This window comes from Jatrophihabitans sp., from assembly GCF_036000465.1.
In the GTDB taxonomy this organism is placed as follows: Bacteria; Actinomycetota; Actinomycetes; order Mycobacteriales; family Jatrophihabitantaceae; genus Jatrophihabitans.
The window spans coordinates 1-17,100 of the sequence record NZ_DASYFV010000042.1; the positions used below are offsets into that span (position 1 = coordinate 1).

A 17,100-nucleotide genomic window follows, 5' to 3' on the forward strand; every position below is an offset into this window, starting at 1 on the left:
GTCGGCCATCATGTCGGCGACGTAGAAGACCCGGCCGTCCGGCGACAACTTCACGTCCTGCGGCATGCCGTTCGACATGCGGGGCAGGTGGATCGTCCGCACGACCTTCTCCGAGGCCACGTCGATCTCGACGACCGCATCCGCGAACTCGCAGCTGGCCAGCAGCGTGCGCCCGTCGGCGGTGAAGTCCATGTGGTCCACGCCCGCGCAGGTCGGTACGGGCAGCGAGCGGAGTCGGATCCACCGGTGCGGGTCGTAGAAGTCGAGGCGTTTGCGTGACTCGGCGACGACGATGCCGTAGCGGCCGTCCGGAGTGAAGTAGAGGTTGTAGGGGTCATCGATCTTGATCGGCCGACCTGGGGTTCCGGTACGCGGGTCGATCGGCGTGAGGCTGCCGTCGCCGGGGCCACCGCGGGCCGGCACGTAGTCGGCCGCGACGTAGAGCGTGCGCAGGTCGTAGGCGGGCACGACGTGCTGTGGTTCGTGGCCGCCGGCGAAGGTGGCGATGACCTTCATGGTCCGTTGGTCGATGACCGAGACGGTGTTGCTGTTGGTGTTGGGGACGTACACCAACGGTCGGTCGCCGCGGACCGCGGGGCTGAGCATTCCTGGTCGGTCGGCGGCGTACACGTCGGACGGTGACAACGGCGCAGGCATGCCGGGAAGCAGCGCTGCGTCCCGCGGCTGATGCTGGGAGACGTGCGTTCCGGTCGAGGTCGGCCTCGCGGAGGCGGCGCGGGATCCTCCCGTCACCGCCGACCCCGCGACGGACGCCTCGTCGGCGACCCTCCAGGTCACGGCTCCGAGCACCAGGACGCCCACCACGCCCAACACGGCCGTTCGAGAGCCGTGTCCACGTTTGCGGTGGGCCTGATGACGGCCGACCGGGCGCCGGCCCACGTTCGTCATTCCTCGGCCTGGCCGGCGTGGGTGGTGGCGCAGACGGTCGGGACAGCGGCGCGGGTCACGCCATCAAACTAACCCGGCGAGCCGCCACGGGCGATCGTCTGCGTCCTTGCCCTCCCGTGGCGGATTCACAGCGCGGCCCGGCGACGACCTGCGGCCTACAGGATCCGTCCGGCCCACAGCATGGAGGAACCGGCGGCCGCGAAGGCCAGCAAGGTTGCGACAGCGAAGAACCGCCAGCCGATCAGGTGTCGGGCGGTGGTGTACCCGACCTGGCGTCCGATGTCGCTGTAGACGACAGAGCAGTTCCTCGGCCGACGCCGCGGTGTGGAAGCTTCCTCCGGTCTGCTGCGCCAGGGTGGCTCACGATCCTCCCTGGACGCACCCGACGGCACGAGACGACTACGTCGTCCTCTCCCCGTGAGCCTGAGAGCGGGGCGCCAGCACAGACGGTTCCCCATGATGCCTCAGCGAACCTTGGCGACTGTCGAGGCCGGAACCGAGCTTCGACGGAGAGCGGGCCAGATCGACAACGTTGGCCCGTCGACGAGATCCAGGTAAGGCGTCAGGGCACCGAACGGCAGACCGGTCGCCGGCACGGCCTCATCGCGGCCGGCTGCGACGTCGTCTCGGTGCAGCGCGCACTCCATCGCGCGCTACACGTTGAAGCGGAACTCCACGACGTCACCGTCGGCCATCACGTAGTCCTTGCCCTCGATGCGCACCTGGCCGCGGGCCTTGGCCTCGGCCATCGAACCGGCGGCGACGAGGTCGTCGAAGGACACCACCTCGGCCTTGATGAAGCCGCGCTCGAAGTCGGTGTGGATGACGCCGGCGGCCTGCGGGGCGGTGGCGCCGACCTTGATCGTCCAGGCCCGCGACTCCTTCGGGCCGGCGGTGAGGTAGGTCTGCAAGCCGAGGGTGCGGAAGCCGACGCCGGCGAGCTGGTCGATGCCCGACTGCTCCTGCCCCATCGACTGCAGCAGCTCGAGCGCCTCGTCGGCGTCGAGCTCGATCAGCTCGGCCTCGGTCTTGGCGTCGAGGAAGATCGCCTCGGCCGGCGCGACGAGCGCGCGGAGCTCGTCGGTGAACTCGGCGTTCGCGATCTCGTCCGGGTCGACGTTGAAGACGTACAGGAACGGCTTGGTGGTCATGAGGGTGAGCTCGCGCAGTGCCGCGACGTCGAGGTCCGCCCCATAGAGGGTCTTACCGGTCTGCAGCAGCTCCCGGGCCTGCTCGGCCGCGGCGAGGATCGGCGCGCGGTCCTTGTGCAGCCGCACCTCCTTCTGCAGCCGCGGGAGCGCGTTCTCGATGGTCTGCAGGTCAGCCAGGATCAGCTCGGTGTTGATGGTCTCGATGTCGTCCTTGGGCGACACCTTGCCGTCGACGTGCACCACGTTCGGGTCGCTGAACGCGCGGATGACCTGGCAGATCGCGTCGGCCTCGCGGATGTTGGCCAGGAACTTGTTGCCCAGCCCCTCACCGGTGCTCGCACCGCGGACGATGCCGGCGATGTCGACGAACGACACGGTGGCCGGGACGACCTTGGCCGAGGAGAACAGTCCGGCCAGCACGTCGAGCCGCTGGTCCGGGACGCCGACCACGCCCACGTTCGGGTCGATCGTGGCGAACGGGTAGTTCGCGGCCAGCACGTCGTTCTTCGTCAGCGCGTTGAAAAGGGTGGATTTGCCGACGTTGGGCAGGCCGACGATGCCGATGGTGAGACTCACGTGGGGCGATTCTACGGGCCTCGGGACGTGGCCCCGGCGCGTCGGTCCCGAAACTGTCGGACCCCGGTGTGAGCATCGAACACATGAACACCACTGCCCTGCTCGTCGCGGTCCTGACGCTCGCCGCCGGCGCCGTGATCGGCGTGCTCTACGGACGGTTCCGCGGCGATTCGGCGGCGCGCGACGCGGTGGCCGAGGCCGAGGCCGCGGGGCGGGCCGCCGTCGCCGCGGCCCAGGCCGAGACCCGCCAGGTCAGCGAGGAGTTGGCCCGCATGGAGGCGACGCTCGACTCCGAACGCGCCGCCGCCCAGGACCGTCACGAGTCCGAGGCCGCGGCCGAGAAGCGGCTGCAGCAGATGTTCGGCGCGCTGGCCGGCGAGGCGCTCAACCGCAACAACGAGGCGTTCGCCGCGCTGGCCGAGGCGAAGCTCGCGACCGTGAAGTCCAGCGCCGACGGCGAGCTCGCCCAGCGCCAGCAGGCCATCGAGGGCATGGTCGGGCCGCTGCGCGAATCGCTGGAGAAGGTGCAGCAGCAGCTCAACTCGGTCGAGAAGGCGCGGGCCGGTTCGTACTCCGCGCTGCTCGAGCAGATCGGCACGATGCGCCAGACCTCCGAGCAGCTGCGTCTGGAGACGACCCAGCTCGTCACCGCGCTGCGGGCGCCGCAGGTGCGCGGGCGCTGGGGCGAGATGCAGCTCGAGCGGGCGGTCGAGGCGGCCGGCATGACCGAGCACATCGACTACGTCACCCAGGCCACCGTGGCCGGGCCCGACGGCAAACTGCGCCCCGACATGGTGGTGCAGCTCGTGGGCGGCAAGAGCGTGGTCGTCGACTCCAAGGTCGCGTTCGCCGGCTACCTCGAGGCGATGGAGGCCCGGGACGAGTCGACCCGCGCCGCCCGCCTGCGCGCGCACGCCCGGCATCTGCGCACCCACATCGACGCGCTGGGCGACAAGTCCTACTACGAGCACTTCTCGCCCTCCCCCGAGTTCGTCGTCTGCTTCGTGCCGGCCGACGCGTTCCTCGACGCCGCGCTGCGCGAGGACCCGGCCCTGCTCGAACACGCCTTCGACCGCAACGTGGTGGTGGCGACGCCGTCGACCCTCGTGGCGCTGCTGCGCACCGTCGCCTACACCTGGCGCCAGGAAGCGCTGGCCGCGAACGCCGCCGAGGTGCACAAGCTCGGCCGTGAGCTCTACCAGCGGCTGTCCACGATGGGCGGGCACATCGACAAGCTCGGCCGCTCGCTGAACAGCGCCGTCGGCTCGTACAACCAGACGGTGTCGTCGCTCGAGAGCCGGGTGCTCGTCAGCGCCCGCAAGATGATCGACCTCAAGGTGGTCGAGCCGGGCGACGCCATCACCGCGCCGGCCCAGGTCACCGAGACCGCCCGCTCGACCCAGGCCCCCGAGGTCACCGAGCAGCGGGTCGTCGCGCTGCCGAAGCACCGGGTGCCGCAGGGCCAGGGCGAGCTGCTCCCCTCCGCCCCCGAGCCGGAGCATCGCCAGACCAGCTGACCCGCGCCCACAGCCGCGGCGGGCACGATGGCGTGATGCTGTCGTCGCTCGCCCCGGCCCGGCGACGGCTCGTCCTGATCGCGATCGGGGTCGTCGTGGCCGCGGTCGTGGCGGCCGTGCTCGCGGTGGTCGCGAGCCGGTCCGATCCCGCAGCGCCGGTGTCGCAGCAGATGCCCGGGCCGGTGCTGCTCGTGCCGGGCTACGGCGGCTCCACGACCGCCGTGTCCGAGCTGGCCGGGGTGCTGCGCCGCCACGGCAAGGACGCCACCGTCGTCACCCTGCCCGGCGACGGCCGGGGTGATCTCGACGCCCAGGCCCGCGCACTCGGCCGCGCCGTCGACGCCGTGCTGCGCCGCACCCGCGCCGCATCGGTCGACGTGATCGGATACTCGGCCGGCGGGGTCGTCGCCCGGCTCTGGGTGCGCGACCACGGCGGCGCGCGCCAGGCGCGGCGGGTCATCACGCTGGGGGCGCCGCACCACGGCACCGACATCGCCGCGCTCGCCGGCAGCACGCTGCCCGGCGCCTGCCCCACCGCCTGCCGCCAGCTGTCCCCCACGAGCGGGTTGCTGGCCGCGCTCAACGCCGGCGACGAGACACCGCCCGGCCCGACCTGGGTCTCGGTCTGGACGACCCACGACGACACCGTGCTGCCCCCGGCCTCGGCCGCCCTCGAGGGCGCCCTCGACCTGACCGTGCAGAGCGTCTGCCCCCACGACACGGTGAACCACGGCGGCCTGCCGACCGACCCGGATGTCCAGTCGGTGGTGCTGGCCGAACTGGCCGCCGGACCGCCGGTCACGCCGACGCGCTGCGGCGTGCCCCGGCCGTAAGACGCTCCGGTCCAGCTAGGAGGTGACGTCCTTCGTGCTGAAGTTGGCCCAGGCGGCGCCGAGGAACACCACGACGTAGACCAGCTGCAGCAGCGCCCCCCGCTCGACGTCGCGCCACAGGATCGGATCACGGAACAGGTCGATGAACGACAGCCAGTACCGGGTGGGCAGGTAGGGCTGCAGCGCCCGCGCGGCGTCGAGGGTGAGCAGCAGCGAGGAGCCGATGAGGAAGGCGATGGCGCCGAGGGTCGCGGCGAGCGGCGAGTCGGTGAAGGTCGACAGCAGCAGCGCCAGCGCCGCGACCCCGAGCATGGACAGCGCGACGTAGCCGACGGAAACGACCACCCGCAGCGCGATCTGCCCCGGCGACAGCAGCGAGCCGGACACGCTGATGATCGAGGTGGAGATCGAGGTCGAGGCCGTCACCGGCCGGCCCCCGAGCGTCAGGATGCCCACGAGGAAGCCGATCCCGGCCACGAGCGCGACGGCGGTGAAGGTGAACACGAGCACCACGACGAGCTTGGCGACGAGCAGTCGGGTGCGCCCGACCGGACGCGCCAGCAGGTAGCGCAAGGTGCCACCCTGCGCCTCGCCGGCGATCGAGTCGCCGGCGATGACCGCCACCGCGATCGGCAGGAACAGCGGCAGCACGATGGCCAGCGCGGCGACCGAGAACAGCGACCCGTTCGACAGCACCGCCGACAGGAACGCGGGGCCCGTGCCCGGCCGCGGCCCGAGGTCGGTGACGGCCAGCAGCACCGCGACGACGGTCGGCAGCAGGTTGAGCAGCAGCAGCGTCAACCAGGTGCGCGGCCGCAGCGCCAGCTTGCGGAGCTCGACCCGGATCACGGCCCGACCACCTGGTGCGGCCCGTCGACGCGATCGGCCCCGGCCGACGTCCGCTCCAGGATGACCTCCTCGAGCGAGCGCCGTTCCAGTGCCAGCCCCGACACCGGCACACCGCCCCGGACGAGCAGGGCGTTGAGCTCGGCCGGATCGGGCGCGCGCACCAGCAGCCGCTCACCGTCGCGCTCCTCGACCCGGCCGTCGAGCAGCGCGAGGGCCGCCGTCGGGTCGGGGGTGCGCACCTCGGTGCGGCCGGTCGGCGCCCGCAGCGCGTGGAGCGAGTCCTGCACGACGAGCCGGCCGCGGTCCAGCACGCCGACCCGGGTGCACATCTGCTCGACCTCGGACAGCAGGTGGCTCGACAGAAAGACGGTCGTGCCCGCCGCGTTCAGCGCGAGCAGCAGGTCACGCATCTCGTGGATGCCCTGGGGGTCGAGGCCGTTGGTCGGTTCATCGAGGATCAGCAGGTCGGGGCGGCGCAGCAGGGCGGCGGCCAGTCCCAGCCGCTGCCGCATGCCGAGCGAGAACGCCTTCACCGGACGTTTCCCGATGCCGGCCAGCCCCACCTGCTCGAGGACGCCGTCGATGCGCGCCTTCCGGGTGCGCCGCCCGGCCCGTCCCGCCGACGTTGCGCTGGCATCGATCAGCTCCAGGTTGGTGCGGGCCGACAGGTGCCCGTAGGCGGCCGGCCCCTCGACCAGGGTCCCCACCCGCGGAAGCACCCGGGCCGCCGCGCGCGGCATCGCCTCGTCGAACAGCTCGATCGCGCCGGTCGTGGCCAGCACGAGTCCGAGCAGCATGCGCACCGTGGTCGTCTTGCCCGACCCGTTCGCGCCGAGGAAGCCGTACACATCACCCTCGCGCACATCGAGATCGACGCCGTCGACCGCGAGCACCGAGCCGTAGCGCTTCGTGAGCCCCTGGGTGCGGATCATCAGTCGAACCCGAATCCGCGCGCCTCGGGCAGCTCGGCGACGGCCGCGGCGAGCGTGGCTGCGGTCAGGGTGCCGACCAGCAGCCACCGTGCCCCGAAACCGTAGGGGTGCGACAGCTGCAGGTTCAGCGGCCCGACGCCGATCGCGATGCCGTTGTCGTCCTCGACCGACCCCGGGGTCTTGCGCAGCTGCGGCACGAACTCGCCGGCCAGGTGCGCCGAGAGCGGCACGGCCACGAGCAGGTCGACGCCGCGGCCGTACACCCCGACGGCGCCGAGATCGATGTCGCGGCGCCGCGCCATCCCGGCCACGCTCGGCGGTGGGGTGCTGCGCCCGAACCGGTCGATGGCCGCGACGATGTCGGTGAACTCGCCGGACTCGACCTTGGCGGCCGGGGCCGGCCGGAACGCCGTCGCCCCGGCGGACGGCCGGCCCAGGGACAGGTCGAGGTAGGACGTCGAGACGACCTGCGAGCCGTCGTCCCCGTAGACCACCACCCGCACCGGCAGGCCGTTCGACGGCAGTGCCCAGACGTCGATGTGGTCGATGGTCGAGCGCGCGTCGTCGAGGTGGAGCCGCAGCCCGGCGGCGTCGTACCCGGCGACGCGCGCATCGGGGATGCGCTGCGTCCGGCCCGGGTCGGCCTCGCTGAGCAGCCGCCGTCCGAGCGAGGCCGGCAGGAGGTCGTCGCTGCGGGGCAGCCGCACGGGCGGCCGCGCGTTCGGCGTGCCGGTGATCCCGCTCGACCCGGTGTAATCGGTACGCCGCGCGGTGTTCGACTCGTAGTCCCACGTCCACACGCCGGCGGCGTCCTCGTGGGTGTCGGATTCCCCCGTGAGCCCGACCGAGTCGACCCGCCAGTCGTGCGGGGAGCGCCACCACACCCGCAGCCGGCTGGTGCCACCGAACAGGTCGTCGATGACGCTGAAGTCACCGGCCGCGACGGGCAGGGTGAGCCCGCCCTGCGACTGGGCGTAACCCGCGTAGCCGACCGACCCCGAAGCGACGATGCGGGCGAGCAGCTGCCGGGCGCCGATCCGGCTCGCGCCGACCGGCCAGGCCCGCAGCACCAGGGGCATCGCGACGAGGGCGGCGGTGATCGCGGCGACGACCGCCCAACGCCCGCGCCGCCTCATGCTTCACAGTACGTCCGGGGTGGGCGCGGGGTTCGAGCCGAAGCTGCAGAAGTCGATCTTCCGGTGTCCCCGGAATGACCGGAAGATGACAATCGGATGGCATCCTGTCGGCGTCCGGCGCCGCGTCACTGGGTGAGGACTCAGCGATTCCGGGTACGGTAACGGAGCAATAACGCCGAGCCGGGATCGAGTCGATGGGAGCCGCAGTGACGCGTTCTGCCGGTCCGGGCGCCCCCGCCGACGACGGGTGGGGTCCCTCCACCGCTGTCCAGAGCGGCGCCTACCGAAGCGTTCCCCCGGCCCGCGACGCCCCTCGGCCCTCGCGCGACGACGGCTGGAGCCCGGCCGGCCCCGCCCCTCGCGAGCAGCAGCGGGCCCAGCGGGTGGCTGATCGCCGCGACACCCGCGCCGCCGAGTCCTACGGCCGCGACGGCCGCCTCGGTTACGAGCGCCCGGCCGTGGCCGAGCGCGGCGCGCCGTGGTGGCTCGCCCTGCTCGTCCTGATCGGCATCGCGGTCGTCGGCGGCATCATCGACACGATCGGCTCGTTCCAGGTGCGCGGCGGGTTCAACATCGGCATCGTGGCGGCCTCGGTCGTGGCGATCCTGATCGTGAAGCGGTCGCACATGTTCCCGATCGTCATCGCCCCACCGATCGTCTACTCGCTGGCCGCGGTGTTCCAGCTCTACCTGCGCTCGGGCGGCCTGCACGACAAGCGGGTCGTGTTCGACGCCGCTGCCAACTACCTCGTCTACGGCTTCCCGGCGATCGCCGCGGCCAGCGCGGCGGTGCTCATCATCGCCGGCATCCGGATGTTCCTGCGCAAATAGCGCTGCTATCCCTGCTGCGCCGACGGGGCGGATGAGCATCTCGCCGCAGTCGTCACACCACCCACTTCTCGCGAATTCCGCGGCGCGCCCCTCCCGGCATCCGGGAGGAGATTAGCTCTTTGTCCGCATTTCGCGGCGCAGCTCCTGCGGGAGCGCGAACGCCAGCCGCTCCTCGGTGTGGCTGACCTCCTCGACGTCGCCGTAGCCCCGCTGGGCCAGCCAGTCGGTCACCTCGTGCACCAGGATCTCGGGCACCGACGCGCCGGACGACAGGCCCACGATCGAGACGCCGTCGAGCCAGGTCTCGTCGATGGCGCCGGCGTTCTCGACGAGGTAGGCCGCCTTCGCGCCCGCCGCCGCCGCGACCTCGACCATGCGCACCGAGTTCGACGAGTTGCCCGAGCCGACGACGAGGAACAGGTCGACGCGGGGGGCGATCGTCTTCACCGCCGCCTGGCGGTTCTGGGTGGCGTAACAGATGTCGTCGGACGGCGGCGACTGCAGCAGCGGGAAGCGCTCGCGCAGCGCGTCGACCGTCTGCATCGTCTCGTCGACCGAGAGGGTGGTCTGCGACAGCCAGACGACCCTCTCCGGGTCGCGGACCTCGACGTGGCCGACACCCTCCGGCCCGTCGACGATGGTGATGTTGTCGGGCGCCTCACCGCTGGTGCCGACGACCTCCTCGTGACCCTCGTGTCCGATGAGCAGGATGTCGAAGTCGTCCTTGGCGAAGCGGCGCACCTCGTGATGCACCTTGGTGACGAGCGGGCACGTGGCGTCGATGGCCTTGAGCCCGCGCTCGGCCGCCTGCTCGTGCACCTCCGGGGCCACACCGTGGGCGGAGAAGACGACGATCGACCCCTCGGGCACCTCGCTGTTCTCCTCGACGAAGATGGCGCCGCGGGCCTCGAGGGCACGGACGACGTGCAGGTTGTGCACGATCTGCTTGCGCACATAGACCGGCGCCCCGTAGTGGTCCAGCGCGTGTTCGACGGTCTGCACGGCCCGGTCGACCCCGGCGCAGTAACCCCGTGGTTTGGCGAGCAGGACCCGCTTCCCGGACGGCGCGGGCGCGGGGGCTGTCGTACTGGACGTCATGTGACCCCATCGTACGGACCGCCGGACCGGACCATTCCTTGATCGAATTTCAGGCATGAGCCAGGTCACAGACCCCGTTTCCGGCCGTACAATCGACACTGCCGGTCCCCCTCTCCCCCGACTGCCGGTAACCCCCGGAGGTTCCCCCATGCGCAAAATCCTGATTCGTGCAGTGCTCGCGGTGCTCCTGGCCGCGACCTGCCTGGTCGTCGGCAGCGGCTCCCCCGCTCTCGCTCTCGCCCCCACCCGCGGCGACCACCCGTACTCCGATCCGCTGTTCTACCCGCTGCGCGACGCCGGGTTCCTCGACTGCGTGAAGTCCAATCCGGGCTGCACCCAGAGCAACAACTTCTGGGCGTTCACGGTCACCCCGGCCGGCCAGGACAAGCACTTCGCGAGCAAGATCTCGCACGCCGGCGTCTACGCGATGGGCGCGGGCGTCCTGCACATCGGCGACGCCCATGGCAGCGCGTGCGGCCAGGGCTCGTCGTGGGGCACGTGGGTCTGGATCGACCACGGTGGCAGTGTGACGACGAAGTACACCCACCTGTCGCAGATCATCGGCCGGGACGGCCAGCTGGTCGCCGCCGGCCAGCGCATCGGCACGGTTGGCACGACCGGCAAGATTCCGTTCTGCAACGTCTCCTACACCGACGTCATCGTCGACATCCACGGCGCCCACGGCATCTCGGTCGAGCGTCCGACGATGATCGCGTGTGCGGGGACGCGCGCGGTCGTCTGGCCCCACGCGCTCTTCGGCGGCCGGTACTCGCGCTGGAACCAGGTGCCGCAGAACTCGGCGTTGCCGGCGGTCGGCAGCGCCTGCCTGCCCACCATCCTGCCGAGGACGGCGTACCACCCCTCGGTCTCGGCCGCGCGCGCCGGATCCGGAGCACTCACGGTGCGGTGGACGGCGCCGTCGACCTACGCGCACGTCGGTCAGGTCCAGCTCAAGCTGTCGCGCTATCTCGGCTCCGGTCGTTACGAGCAGCCGTGGCACTCGCGTTTCGTCACCCTCTCCGGGACCGCCCGCTCGGTGACGGTCACCGGCCTCAGCACCGGCCGGCTGTACGCGGTCGACGTCAGCTTCCACGGCACGGTGGGGTGGAGCGCCGCCGGCGTGGTTCGCATCTCGACCAGCTGACCCTCATCGCGGAGTCCCCTGAGCCCAGGGGACTCCGCGATGGAAGCAAACGTCTCGATGGGGCAGGGTGGAGCCATGCACCTTCCCGGTCCGCTGCGCGCCGCCGTCGGTCTCGTCGTCTCTGCCGCCGAGGAGGCCCGGCACCTGCCCGACCGCGCCATCGAGTTGCCCATGCTCGCGGTGAGCACGGCGCTGCAGGCGTCGTTGCGCGCGCAGCAGCGTTACGCGCGTCTCGCGGCCCGCGGGGACGAGGTCCTCAACCGCCGGCCGACGACCGAGGAGCCGCCCGCGTGGGCGACCTTCGACGCGCCGCTGTCGGTCGACGAGTTGGGCTCCGCGTCGGGTCCGAACGGGTTCGGTGCGGCTGACGCCGAGGCGACCCGGATGCTCGACGACCTCTTCGGCGTGAGCGATCCGGCCGCCAACACGCGCCGTGAGGCCGAGGTCGCCGATCTCGACGAGGCCCGCCAGGCCGCGGCGAGGAAAGCCGCGCCGGCCGGCGGGGCGGCCCCGGCCAGGAAGGTACCGGCGAAGAAGGCCGCGGCAGCGAAGTCGGCGGCAGCGAAGTCCGCCCCGGCGAAGAAGGCCGCTCCCGCGAGGAAGGCCGCTCCCGCGAGGAAGATGGCCCCGGCCGAGCAGGCGGCCGCCGTGGAGTCGGAGCCCACCCGCGGCAAGACCGTCAACCAGCCCCGCCACACGGCGCCGTCGGCCTTCGACGCCGCCGGCGACGACGACTGAGCGACGGGCTGTGGCGCGACTCGAGACGTCGGCCGAATCGCCGGTCCCGGTCCGGGTCGTCGCGATCCGGCTCGGCGAATGGATCGCCCGGCTCGGCGAGATCTGGGTCGACGGTCAGATCGCCCAGCTCACCCGCCGCCCCGGCGTGGCCACCCAGTTCCTGACGCTGCGCGATCCGGACGCCAACATCTCGCTGAACGTCACCTGCCCGCGCGGCGTGCTGCCCGATTCGGTCACCGAGGGGACCCGGGTGGTGCTGCGGGCCCGTCCGGACTTCTACCTCGAGCGCGGGTCGCTGAGCCTGCGCGCCCTCGAGGTGCGTCAGGTCGGGCTCGGCGAACTGCTCGCCCGGCTCGAGGCGCTCAAGCGGTTGCTGGCCGCCGAGGGCCTGTTCGCCTACGAGCGCAAGCGCGCGCTGCCGTTCCTCCCCCGAACGATCGGGCTCATCACCGGCCGGGCGAGTGCGGCGGAGCGCGATGTCGTCGAGAACGCCCGGCGGCGCCTGCCCGGCGCCCGGTTCCGGCTCGAGAACGTCGCCATGCAGGGGTCGAACGCCGTCACCGAGGTCGTCGACGCGCTGCGCCGCCTCGACCGCGACCCCGAGGTGGACGTCATCGTCATCGCCCGCGGCGGCGGCAGTGTCGAGGACCTGCTGCCGTTCAGCAACGAGACCCTCGTGCGGGCGGTGTCCGACGCGTTCACCCCGGTCGTCAGCGCCATCGGGCACGAGACCGACACCCCGCTGCTCGACCTCGTCGCCGACCTCGCCGCATCGACCCCGACCGATGCCGCGAAGCGGATCGTGCCCGACATCGCCGACGAGCTCCGCGAGGTGGCGCAGTTGCGCGTCCGGGCGCGGGCTCGCATCCGGGCCCGGGTCGAGCGGGAGACCGAGCTGATGGCCGGGCTGCCCGAGCGCCTGACCCGCACGATCCGCGGCCGCCTCGATCGCGAGTCCGACGAGGTCGGAGGCGCCCGCGACCGCCTCCGCCGGCGGCTGGGAGCCCTTCTCGACGCCGACCGCGCCGACCTCGCCCACGTCCGGGCCCGGGTGCGCGCGTTGTCGCCCCAGGCCACCCTCGACCGCGGCTACGCCATCGTCCGGCGCGAGGACGGGCACGTCGTCCGCACCCCGGCCGAGGCCACCGGCCCGCTGCGGGTGCGGGTGGCCGGCGGCGACTTCGACGCCGTCGCCGTCGCCGCCGGTAGAGTCGCCGGCGATGAGCGAGCAGACGATGCCTGATCAGCCCGGCACCCCGCCCTACGAGGACGCCCGCACCGAACTCCGCGAGATCGTCGCCAAGCTCGAAACCGGCGGCCAGTCGCTCGAGGAGTCGCTCGCCCTGTGGGAACGCGGCGAGGTGCTCGCCGACGTCTGCCAGAAGTGGCTCGACGACGCCGGGCAACGGCTCGACTCGGCTATTGCCGCCCGCGACGCCGACGGCGTCGAAGCGCGCGACTGACCGCTGCGGTCGACCGCCCGCCGGCGCCACCCCACGGGTGACCCTCGCCGGCCGCGCGCGGGCTCATCAGGGCGGCGGGGGCGACTCGGACAGCTCCGGCACCGACTCCTCCGGGCGGCGCACGTAGAGCGAGGCGACGGCGACGAGCATGAGCACCGCCCCGAGCACGGCCGCGGGCGAGAGCGACTCGTGCAGCACCAGCGCCGCGGCGACGGCGGCGGTCAGGGGTTCCAGCAGCGTCAGCACGCCGGCCACCTCGGACACGGTCGAGCGCAGGCCGCGGTAGAACAGCCAGTACGCGAGCACGGTGGGCACGACGCCGATGTAGACCAGCCAGCCGCCGGCGGTCGCGTCGCGCGGCAGCGACAGGCCGGCGACCAGCGCGAAGGGCAGCAGCAGCACCGTGGCGACCACGCTCGTGACGCCGGTCAACAGCAGCGGGTCCTCGTCGGACATGCCACGGCTCACCGCGGTGATCGCCGCGTAGCCGAGTCCCGAGGCGACCGAGGCGAGCACGCCGACCAGCGGGTGCGGTGCCACCGCGCCGCCCGGCTTCAACGAGATCAGCCCGAGCCCGAGCAGCGCCAGCGCGAGCACGGCCAGGCCACCGGCCGAAGGGAGGCGACGCCGCGCGACAGCCGTCCCGATCGTCAGGGCCACCGGCGCGATGCCGAGACTGACCAGCGTCGAGATGCTGACGCCGACGTCCTCGACGCCGAGGAAGTAGAGCGCCTGATAGGCCCCGAAGCCGATCCCGGCCACGACGAGGGCGACCGGGTGGCGGCGCAGGGCGGCGCCGGCCGACGGCACCGCGCGCCGGCCGAGGACGGCGGCGACGACGACCGCCGCGATCAGCACCCGGATCCACCCGATCGTCACCGCCGCCAGCCCGATCCGGTCGTGGACGATGCGCACGGCGACACCCGTGGTGCCCCACAGCACCGCACCCGCGCTCACCGCCACCAGGCCGGCGCGCGTGCTCGATGCCGCCGACACCGTCACACGAGAAGACGCTAGGGCAACGGCCTACCGGATTTGCGGACGCTGCCGACGGCACCGGCCCCGTCTGCGAAGATGGATACCCGCCGAGAGGAAGGCCTGCCCATGCCCGACGGTCCCCCGGACACCGCTGTTCCGCCCGAGCTCGCCGTCTCCCGCAAGGCCCCCGATCGCAACCTCGCGCTCGAGCTCGTCCGCGTGACCGAGGCGGCCGCGATGGCGGCCGGGCGCTGGGTCGGCCGCGGCGACAAGAACGGCGGCGACGGCGCGGCGGTCGACGCCATGCGCGCGCTCATCGGCACGGTCTCGATGTCCGGCGTCGTCGTCATCGGCGAGGGCGAGAAGGACGAGGCGCCGATGCTCTACAACGGCGAGGAGGTCGGTGACGGCACCGGGCCGCTGTGCGACGTCGCGGTCGACCCGATCGACGGCACCACGCTGATGGCCAAGGGCATGCCGAACTCGATCGCGGTCATCGCCGTCTCCGAGCGCGGCACCATGTTCGACCCTTCGGCCGTGTTCTACATGGAGAAGATCGCGGCCGGCCCCGAGGCCGCCGAGGTCATCGACATCACCGCGCCGGTCGCCGAGAACATCAAGCGCGTCGCCAAGGCCAAGCGCGGCCACCCCGAGGACGTCACCGTCTGCATCCTCGACCGTCCCCGCCACCAGCAGCTCGTCCGCGAGGTGCGCGACGCCGGCGCCCGCATCCGCTTCATCACCGACGGCGATGTCGCCGGCGCCATCTCGGCCGCGCGCCCCGGCACCGGCGTCGACCTGCTGCTGGGCATCGGCGGCACGCCGGAGGGCATCATCGCCGCGGCCGCGCTGCGCTGCATGGGTGGCGTCATCCAGGCCAAGCTGTGGCCGCAGGACGACGACGAGAAGCAGAAGGCCATCGGCGCCGGGCACGACCTCGACCGCGTGCTGTTCACCGAGGACCTCGTCCGCGGCGACGACATCTTCTTCTGCGGCACCGGCATCACCGACGGCGAGCTGCTGCGCGGCGTGCGCTACTACGCCGACTCGGTGCAGACGGAGTCGATCGTCATGCGCTCGAAATCGGGCACGATCCGGCTCGTCGATTCTCTGCACCAACTCGGCAAGTTGCGGGCATACTCCGCGGTGGACTTCGACCGGAACCAAGGGGAGCAACGCACATGATGGTCGTGACGACGAACGACATCCCGGGCTGGGAGATCCAGCGGGTCTGCGGCGAGGTGTTCGGCCTGACCGTGCGCTCCCGCAACGCCTTCTCGCAGATGGGGGCCGGCCTCAAGTCGATGTTCGGCGGCGAGCTGCAGGGCATGACCAAAAACCTGTCCGAGAGCCGCAACGAGGTCATGGGGCGCATGCTCGAGCACGCCCGCGCGAAGGGCGGCAACGCGGTCATCGGCATGCGCTTCGACACCTCGGAGATGGGCGACGTCTGGACCGAGCTCTGCGCCTACGGCACCGCCGTCGTCGCCATCCCCGTCTCGGACGCCGCCAAGCAGACCGCCCAGGCGCTCGGCTACGGCCAGACCGGCGGTTCGCCGGCGACGCCCGAGCCGGTGCAGGGGATGCCGCAGCAGGGCTACGGCCAGCAACCGGCCTACCCGCAGCAGGGCTACCCCCTGCAGCAGGGTTATGGACCACAGCAGGGGTATCCGCAGCAGTAGCGATGCCAGGCGCTCACTAGGCTGAACTCGGACGTCGACCGACCCGAGGAGTCACGGTGAGTTCTGCGCAGGAGTACCGCATCGAGAAGGATTCGATGGGCGACGTGCGAGTCCCGGCCGCCGCGAAGTGGCGGGCCCAGACCCAGCGGGCCGTCGAGAACTTCCCGATCTCCGGACGCCCGATCGAGCGCGAGCTCATCGCCGCGCTCGCCGCGATCAAGGGCGCGTCGGCGTCGATCCGCGGCGGCAACGGCGCGCTCGACCCGGCCAAGGCCGAGGCCATCGCCGCGGCCGCGACCGAGGTCGCCCGTGGCGACTGGGACGCCGAGTTCCCGATCGACGTCTTCCAGACCGGCTCGGGCACGTCGTCGAACATGAACGCCAACGAGGTGCTCGCCTCGCTCGCCGCCGAGCGGCTCGGCTCGGCGGTCCATCCGAACGACGACGTCAACGACCCGTTCTCGTCCAACGACCAGTTCCCGGCGGCCATCCACATCGCCGCGACGAACGCGATCTCGGGCGACCTGATCCCGGCGCTGAGTCACCTCGCCGAGGCCCTCGAGGCGAAGGCCACCGAGTTCGCGACGGTCGTGAAATCCGGCCGCACCCACCTGATGGACGCCACCCCGGTCACCCTCGGCCAGGAGTTCGCCGGCTACGCCGCGCAGGTCCGCTACGGCGTCGACCGGCTGCAGGGCGTGCTCCCGCGGGTCGGCGAGCTACCGCTGGGCGGCACCGCCGTCGGCACCGGCATCAACGCCCCGGCCGGGCTCGCCGGCGAGGTCATCGCCAAGCTGGCGACCGACCTCGGCCTGCCGCTCACCGAGGCCCGCGACCACTTCGAGGCGCAGGGCTCGCGCGACGCGCTCGTCGAGGCCAGCGGCGTGCTGCGCACCATCGCGGTCGGCCTGAACAAGATCAGCAACGACATCCGCTGGATGGGGTCGGGCCCGCGCACCGGGCTGACCGAGGTGTTCCTGCCGGACCTTCAGCCCGGTTCGTCGATCATGCCCGGGAAGGTCAACCCGGTGCTGTGCGAGGCGGTGTGCCAGGTCGTGGCGCAAGTCGTCGGCAACGACGCCGCGGTGGCCTGGGGCGGCGCGGCCGGCAACTTCGAACTCAACGTGATGCTGCCGGTGATCGCCCGCAACCTGCTCGAGTCGGTCCGGCTGCTCGCCAACGTCACCCGCGTCTTCGCCGACCGCTGCGTGTCCGGCATCGAGGCCAACGAGGAGCGCTGCCGCGAGTACGCCGAATCCTCGCC

15 protein-coding genes and 2 pseudogenes are annotated in these 17,100 nt (G+C 72.2%); 10 read left to right on the forward strand and 7 right to left on the reverse strand.

Annotation, left to right across the window (positions count from 1 at the left end; all coding sequences use genetic code 11):
- Both VGN18_RS13755 and ychF read right to left on the reverse strand, forming a co-directional pair.
- Positions 1 to 606, reverse strand: a pseudogene (locus VGN18_RS13755) (YncE family protein); the annotation flags it as partial.
- A gap of 956 nt (positions 607 to 1,562) precedes the next feature.
- Positions 1,563 to 2,636, reverse strand: a complete 1,074-nt coding sequence (ychF, locus tag VGN18_RS13760; protein ID WP_327540271.1) for a redox-regulated ATPase YchF — start codon at positions 2,634 to 2,636, stop codon at positions 1,563 to 1,565.
- 83 nt (positions 2,637 to 2,719) lie between these two features.
- Between ychF and VGN18_RS13765 the strand changes: the two genes are divergently transcribed.
- A complete protein-coding gene (locus VGN18_RS13765; RefSeq protein WP_327540272.1) occupies positions 2,720 to 4,153 on the forward strand; it encodes a DNA recombination protein RmuC in 1,434 nt (477 codons plus the stop codon).
- Between the two features lie 35 nt (positions 4,154 to 4,188).
- Positions 4,189 to 4,986: an esterase/lipase family protein gene (locus VGN18_RS13770; protein WP_327540273.1), complete on the forward strand. Its 798-nt coding sequence runs from the start codon at positions 4,189 to 4,191 to the stop codon at positions 4,984 to 4,986.
- 15 nt (positions 4,987 to 5,001) lie between these two features.
- Here the strand turns inward: VGN18_RS13770 and VGN18_RS13775 are convergent, their stop codons facing one another.
- The 3 genes from VGN18_RS13775 to VGN18_RS13785 are packed head-to-tail and all read right to left on the reverse strand — an operon-like array spanning position 5,002 to position 7,903.
- Complete coding sequence (locus VGN18_RS13775; RefSeq protein ID WP_327540274.1) at positions 5,002 to 5,835, reverse strand: ABC transporter permease; 834 nt, start codon at positions 5,833 to 5,835, stop codon at positions 5,002 to 5,004.
- Positions 5,832 to 6,767: an ABC transporter ATP-binding protein gene (locus VGN18_RS13780; protein WP_327540275.1), complete on the reverse strand. Its 936-nt coding sequence runs from the start codon at positions 6,765 to 6,767 to the stop codon at positions 5,832 to 5,834. Before VGN18_RS13780 ends, VGN18_RS13775 begins: the two co-directional genes overlap by 4 nt.
- Positions 6,767 to 7,903, reverse strand: a complete 1,137-nt coding sequence (locus tag VGN18_RS13785) for a hypothetical protein (RefSeq protein ID WP_327540276.1) — start codon at positions 7,901 to 7,903, stop codon at positions 6,767 to 6,769. Before VGN18_RS13785 ends, VGN18_RS13780 begins: the two co-directional genes overlap by 1 nt.
- 206 nt (positions 7,904 to 8,109) lie before the next feature.
- Between VGN18_RS13785 and VGN18_RS13790 the strand changes: the two genes are divergently transcribed.
- A complete protein-coding gene (locus VGN18_RS13790; RefSeq protein WP_327540277.1) occupies positions 8,110 to 8,733 on the forward strand; it encodes a DUF6542 domain-containing protein in 624 nt (207 codons plus the stop codon).
- Positions 8,734 to 8,844: 111 nt separating this feature from the next.
- Here VGN18_RS13790 and VGN18_RS13795 read toward each other — a convergent pair whose 3' ends face one another.
- Entirely contained in the window at positions 8,845 to 9,831 is a 987-nt protein-coding gene (locus VGN18_RS13795) for a 4-hydroxy-3-methylbut-2-enyl diphosphate reductase (protein WP_327540278.1), read from the reverse strand.
- Positions 9,832 to 9,979: 148 nt separating this feature from the next.
- Between VGN18_RS13795 and VGN18_RS13800 the strand changes: the two genes are divergently transcribed.
- The 4 genes from VGN18_RS13800 to VGN18_RS13815 all read left to right on the forward strand — a co-directional run bounded on the left by VGN18_RS13800 (position 9,980) and on the right by VGN18_RS13815 (position 13,176).
- Positions 9,980 to 10,975: a peptidoglycan DD-metalloendopeptidase family protein gene (locus VGN18_RS13800; protein WP_327540279.1), complete on the forward strand. Its 996-nt coding sequence runs from the start codon at positions 9,980 to 9,982 to the stop codon at positions 10,973 to 10,975.
- Positions 10,976 to 11,050: 75 nt separating this feature from the next.
- Entirely contained in the window at positions 11,051 to 11,713 is a 663-nt protein-coding gene (locus VGN18_RS13805; protein ID WP_327540280.1) for a hypothetical protein, read from the forward strand.
- Between the two features lie 10 nt (positions 11,714 to 11,723).
- A complete protein-coding gene (gene xseA / locus VGN18_RS13810) occupies positions 11,724 to 12,956 on the forward strand; it encodes an exodeoxyribonuclease VII large subunit (RefSeq protein WP_327540281.1) in 1,233 nt (410 codons plus the stop codon).
- Positions 12,934 to 13,176 (forward strand): exodeoxyribonuclease VII small subunit, encoded by a 243-nt coding sequence (locus VGN18_RS13815; RefSeq protein WP_327540282.1) that lies wholly within the window; start codon positions 12,934 to 12,936, stop codon positions 13,174 to 13,176. The genes xseA and VGN18_RS13815 overlap by 23 nt, the downstream gene beginning before the upstream one ends.
- Before the next feature lie 66 nt (positions 13,177 to 13,242).
- Here VGN18_RS13815 and VGN18_RS13820 read toward each other — a convergent pair whose 3' ends face one another.
- Entirely contained in the window at positions 13,243 to 14,178 is a 936-nt protein-coding gene (locus VGN18_RS13820; RefSeq protein WP_327540283.1) for a DMT family transporter, read from the reverse strand.
- Between the two features lie 102 nt (positions 14,179 to 14,280).
- On the opposite strand from VGN18_RS13820, the gene glpX reads away from it, so the two are divergent.
- From glpX to VGN18_RS13835, 3 genes and pseudogenes are all read left to right on the forward strand, one after another.
- A complete protein-coding gene (glpX, locus tag VGN18_RS13825; RefSeq protein ID WP_327540284.1) occupies positions 14,281 to 15,339 on the forward strand; it encodes a class II fructose-bisphosphatase in 1,059 nt (352 codons plus the stop codon).
- Positions 15,336 to 15,734: pseudogene (locus VGN18_RS13830) on the forward strand (YbjQ family protein); the annotation flags it as partial. The gene glpX and the pseudogene VGN18_RS13830, both read left to right, overlap by 4 nt.
- Positions 15,735 to 15,931: 197 nt before the next feature.
- A partial coding sequence (locus tag VGN18_RS13835; RefSeq protein WP_349259916.1) for a class II fumarate hydratase occupies positions 15,932 to 17,100 on the forward strand: 1,169 nt, incomplete at its 3' end.

What these genes read in the sequence shown, in the direction of transcription:
- VGN18_RS13765 (WP_327540272.1), top strand. Translation starts at nt 2,720, where the DNA reads ATGAACACCACTGCCCTGCTCGTCGCGGTCCTGACGCTCGCCGCCGGC.
- VGN18_RS13770 (WP_327540273.1), top strand. Translation starts at nt 4,189, where the DNA reads ATGCTGTCGTCGCTCGCCCCGGCCCGGCGACGGCTCGTCCTGATCGCG.
- VGN18_RS13780 (WP_327540275.1), bottom strand. Translation starts at nt 6,767, where the DNA reads ATGATCCGCACCCAGGGGCTCACGAAGCGCTACGGCTCGGTGCTCGCG.
- VGN18_RS13785 (WP_327540276.1), bottom strand. Translation starts at nt 7,903, where the DNA reads ATGAGGCGGCGCGGGCGTTGGGCGGTCGTCGCCGCGATCACCGCCGCC.
- VGN18_RS13795 (WP_327540278.1), bottom strand. Translation starts at nt 9,831, where the DNA reads ATGACGTCCAGTACGACAGCCCCCGCGCCCGCGCCGTCCGGGAAGCGG.
- VGN18_RS13800 (WP_327540279.1), top strand. Translation starts at nt 9,980, where the DNA reads ATGCGCAAAATCCTGATTCGTGCAGTGCTCGCGGTGCTCCTGGCCGCG.
- VGN18_RS13805 (WP_327540280.1), top strand. Translation starts at nt 11,051, where the DNA reads ATGCACCTTCCCGGTCCGCTGCGCGCCGCCGTCGGTCTCGTCGTCTCT.
- VGN18_RS13815 (WP_327540282.1), top strand. Translation starts at nt 12,934, where the DNA reads ATGAGCGAGCAGACGATGCCTGATCAGCCCGGCACCCCGCCCTACGAG.
- glpX (WP_327540284.1), top strand. Translation starts at nt 14,281, where the DNA reads ATGCCCGACGGTCCCCCGGACACCGCTGTTCCGCCCGAGCTCGCCGTC.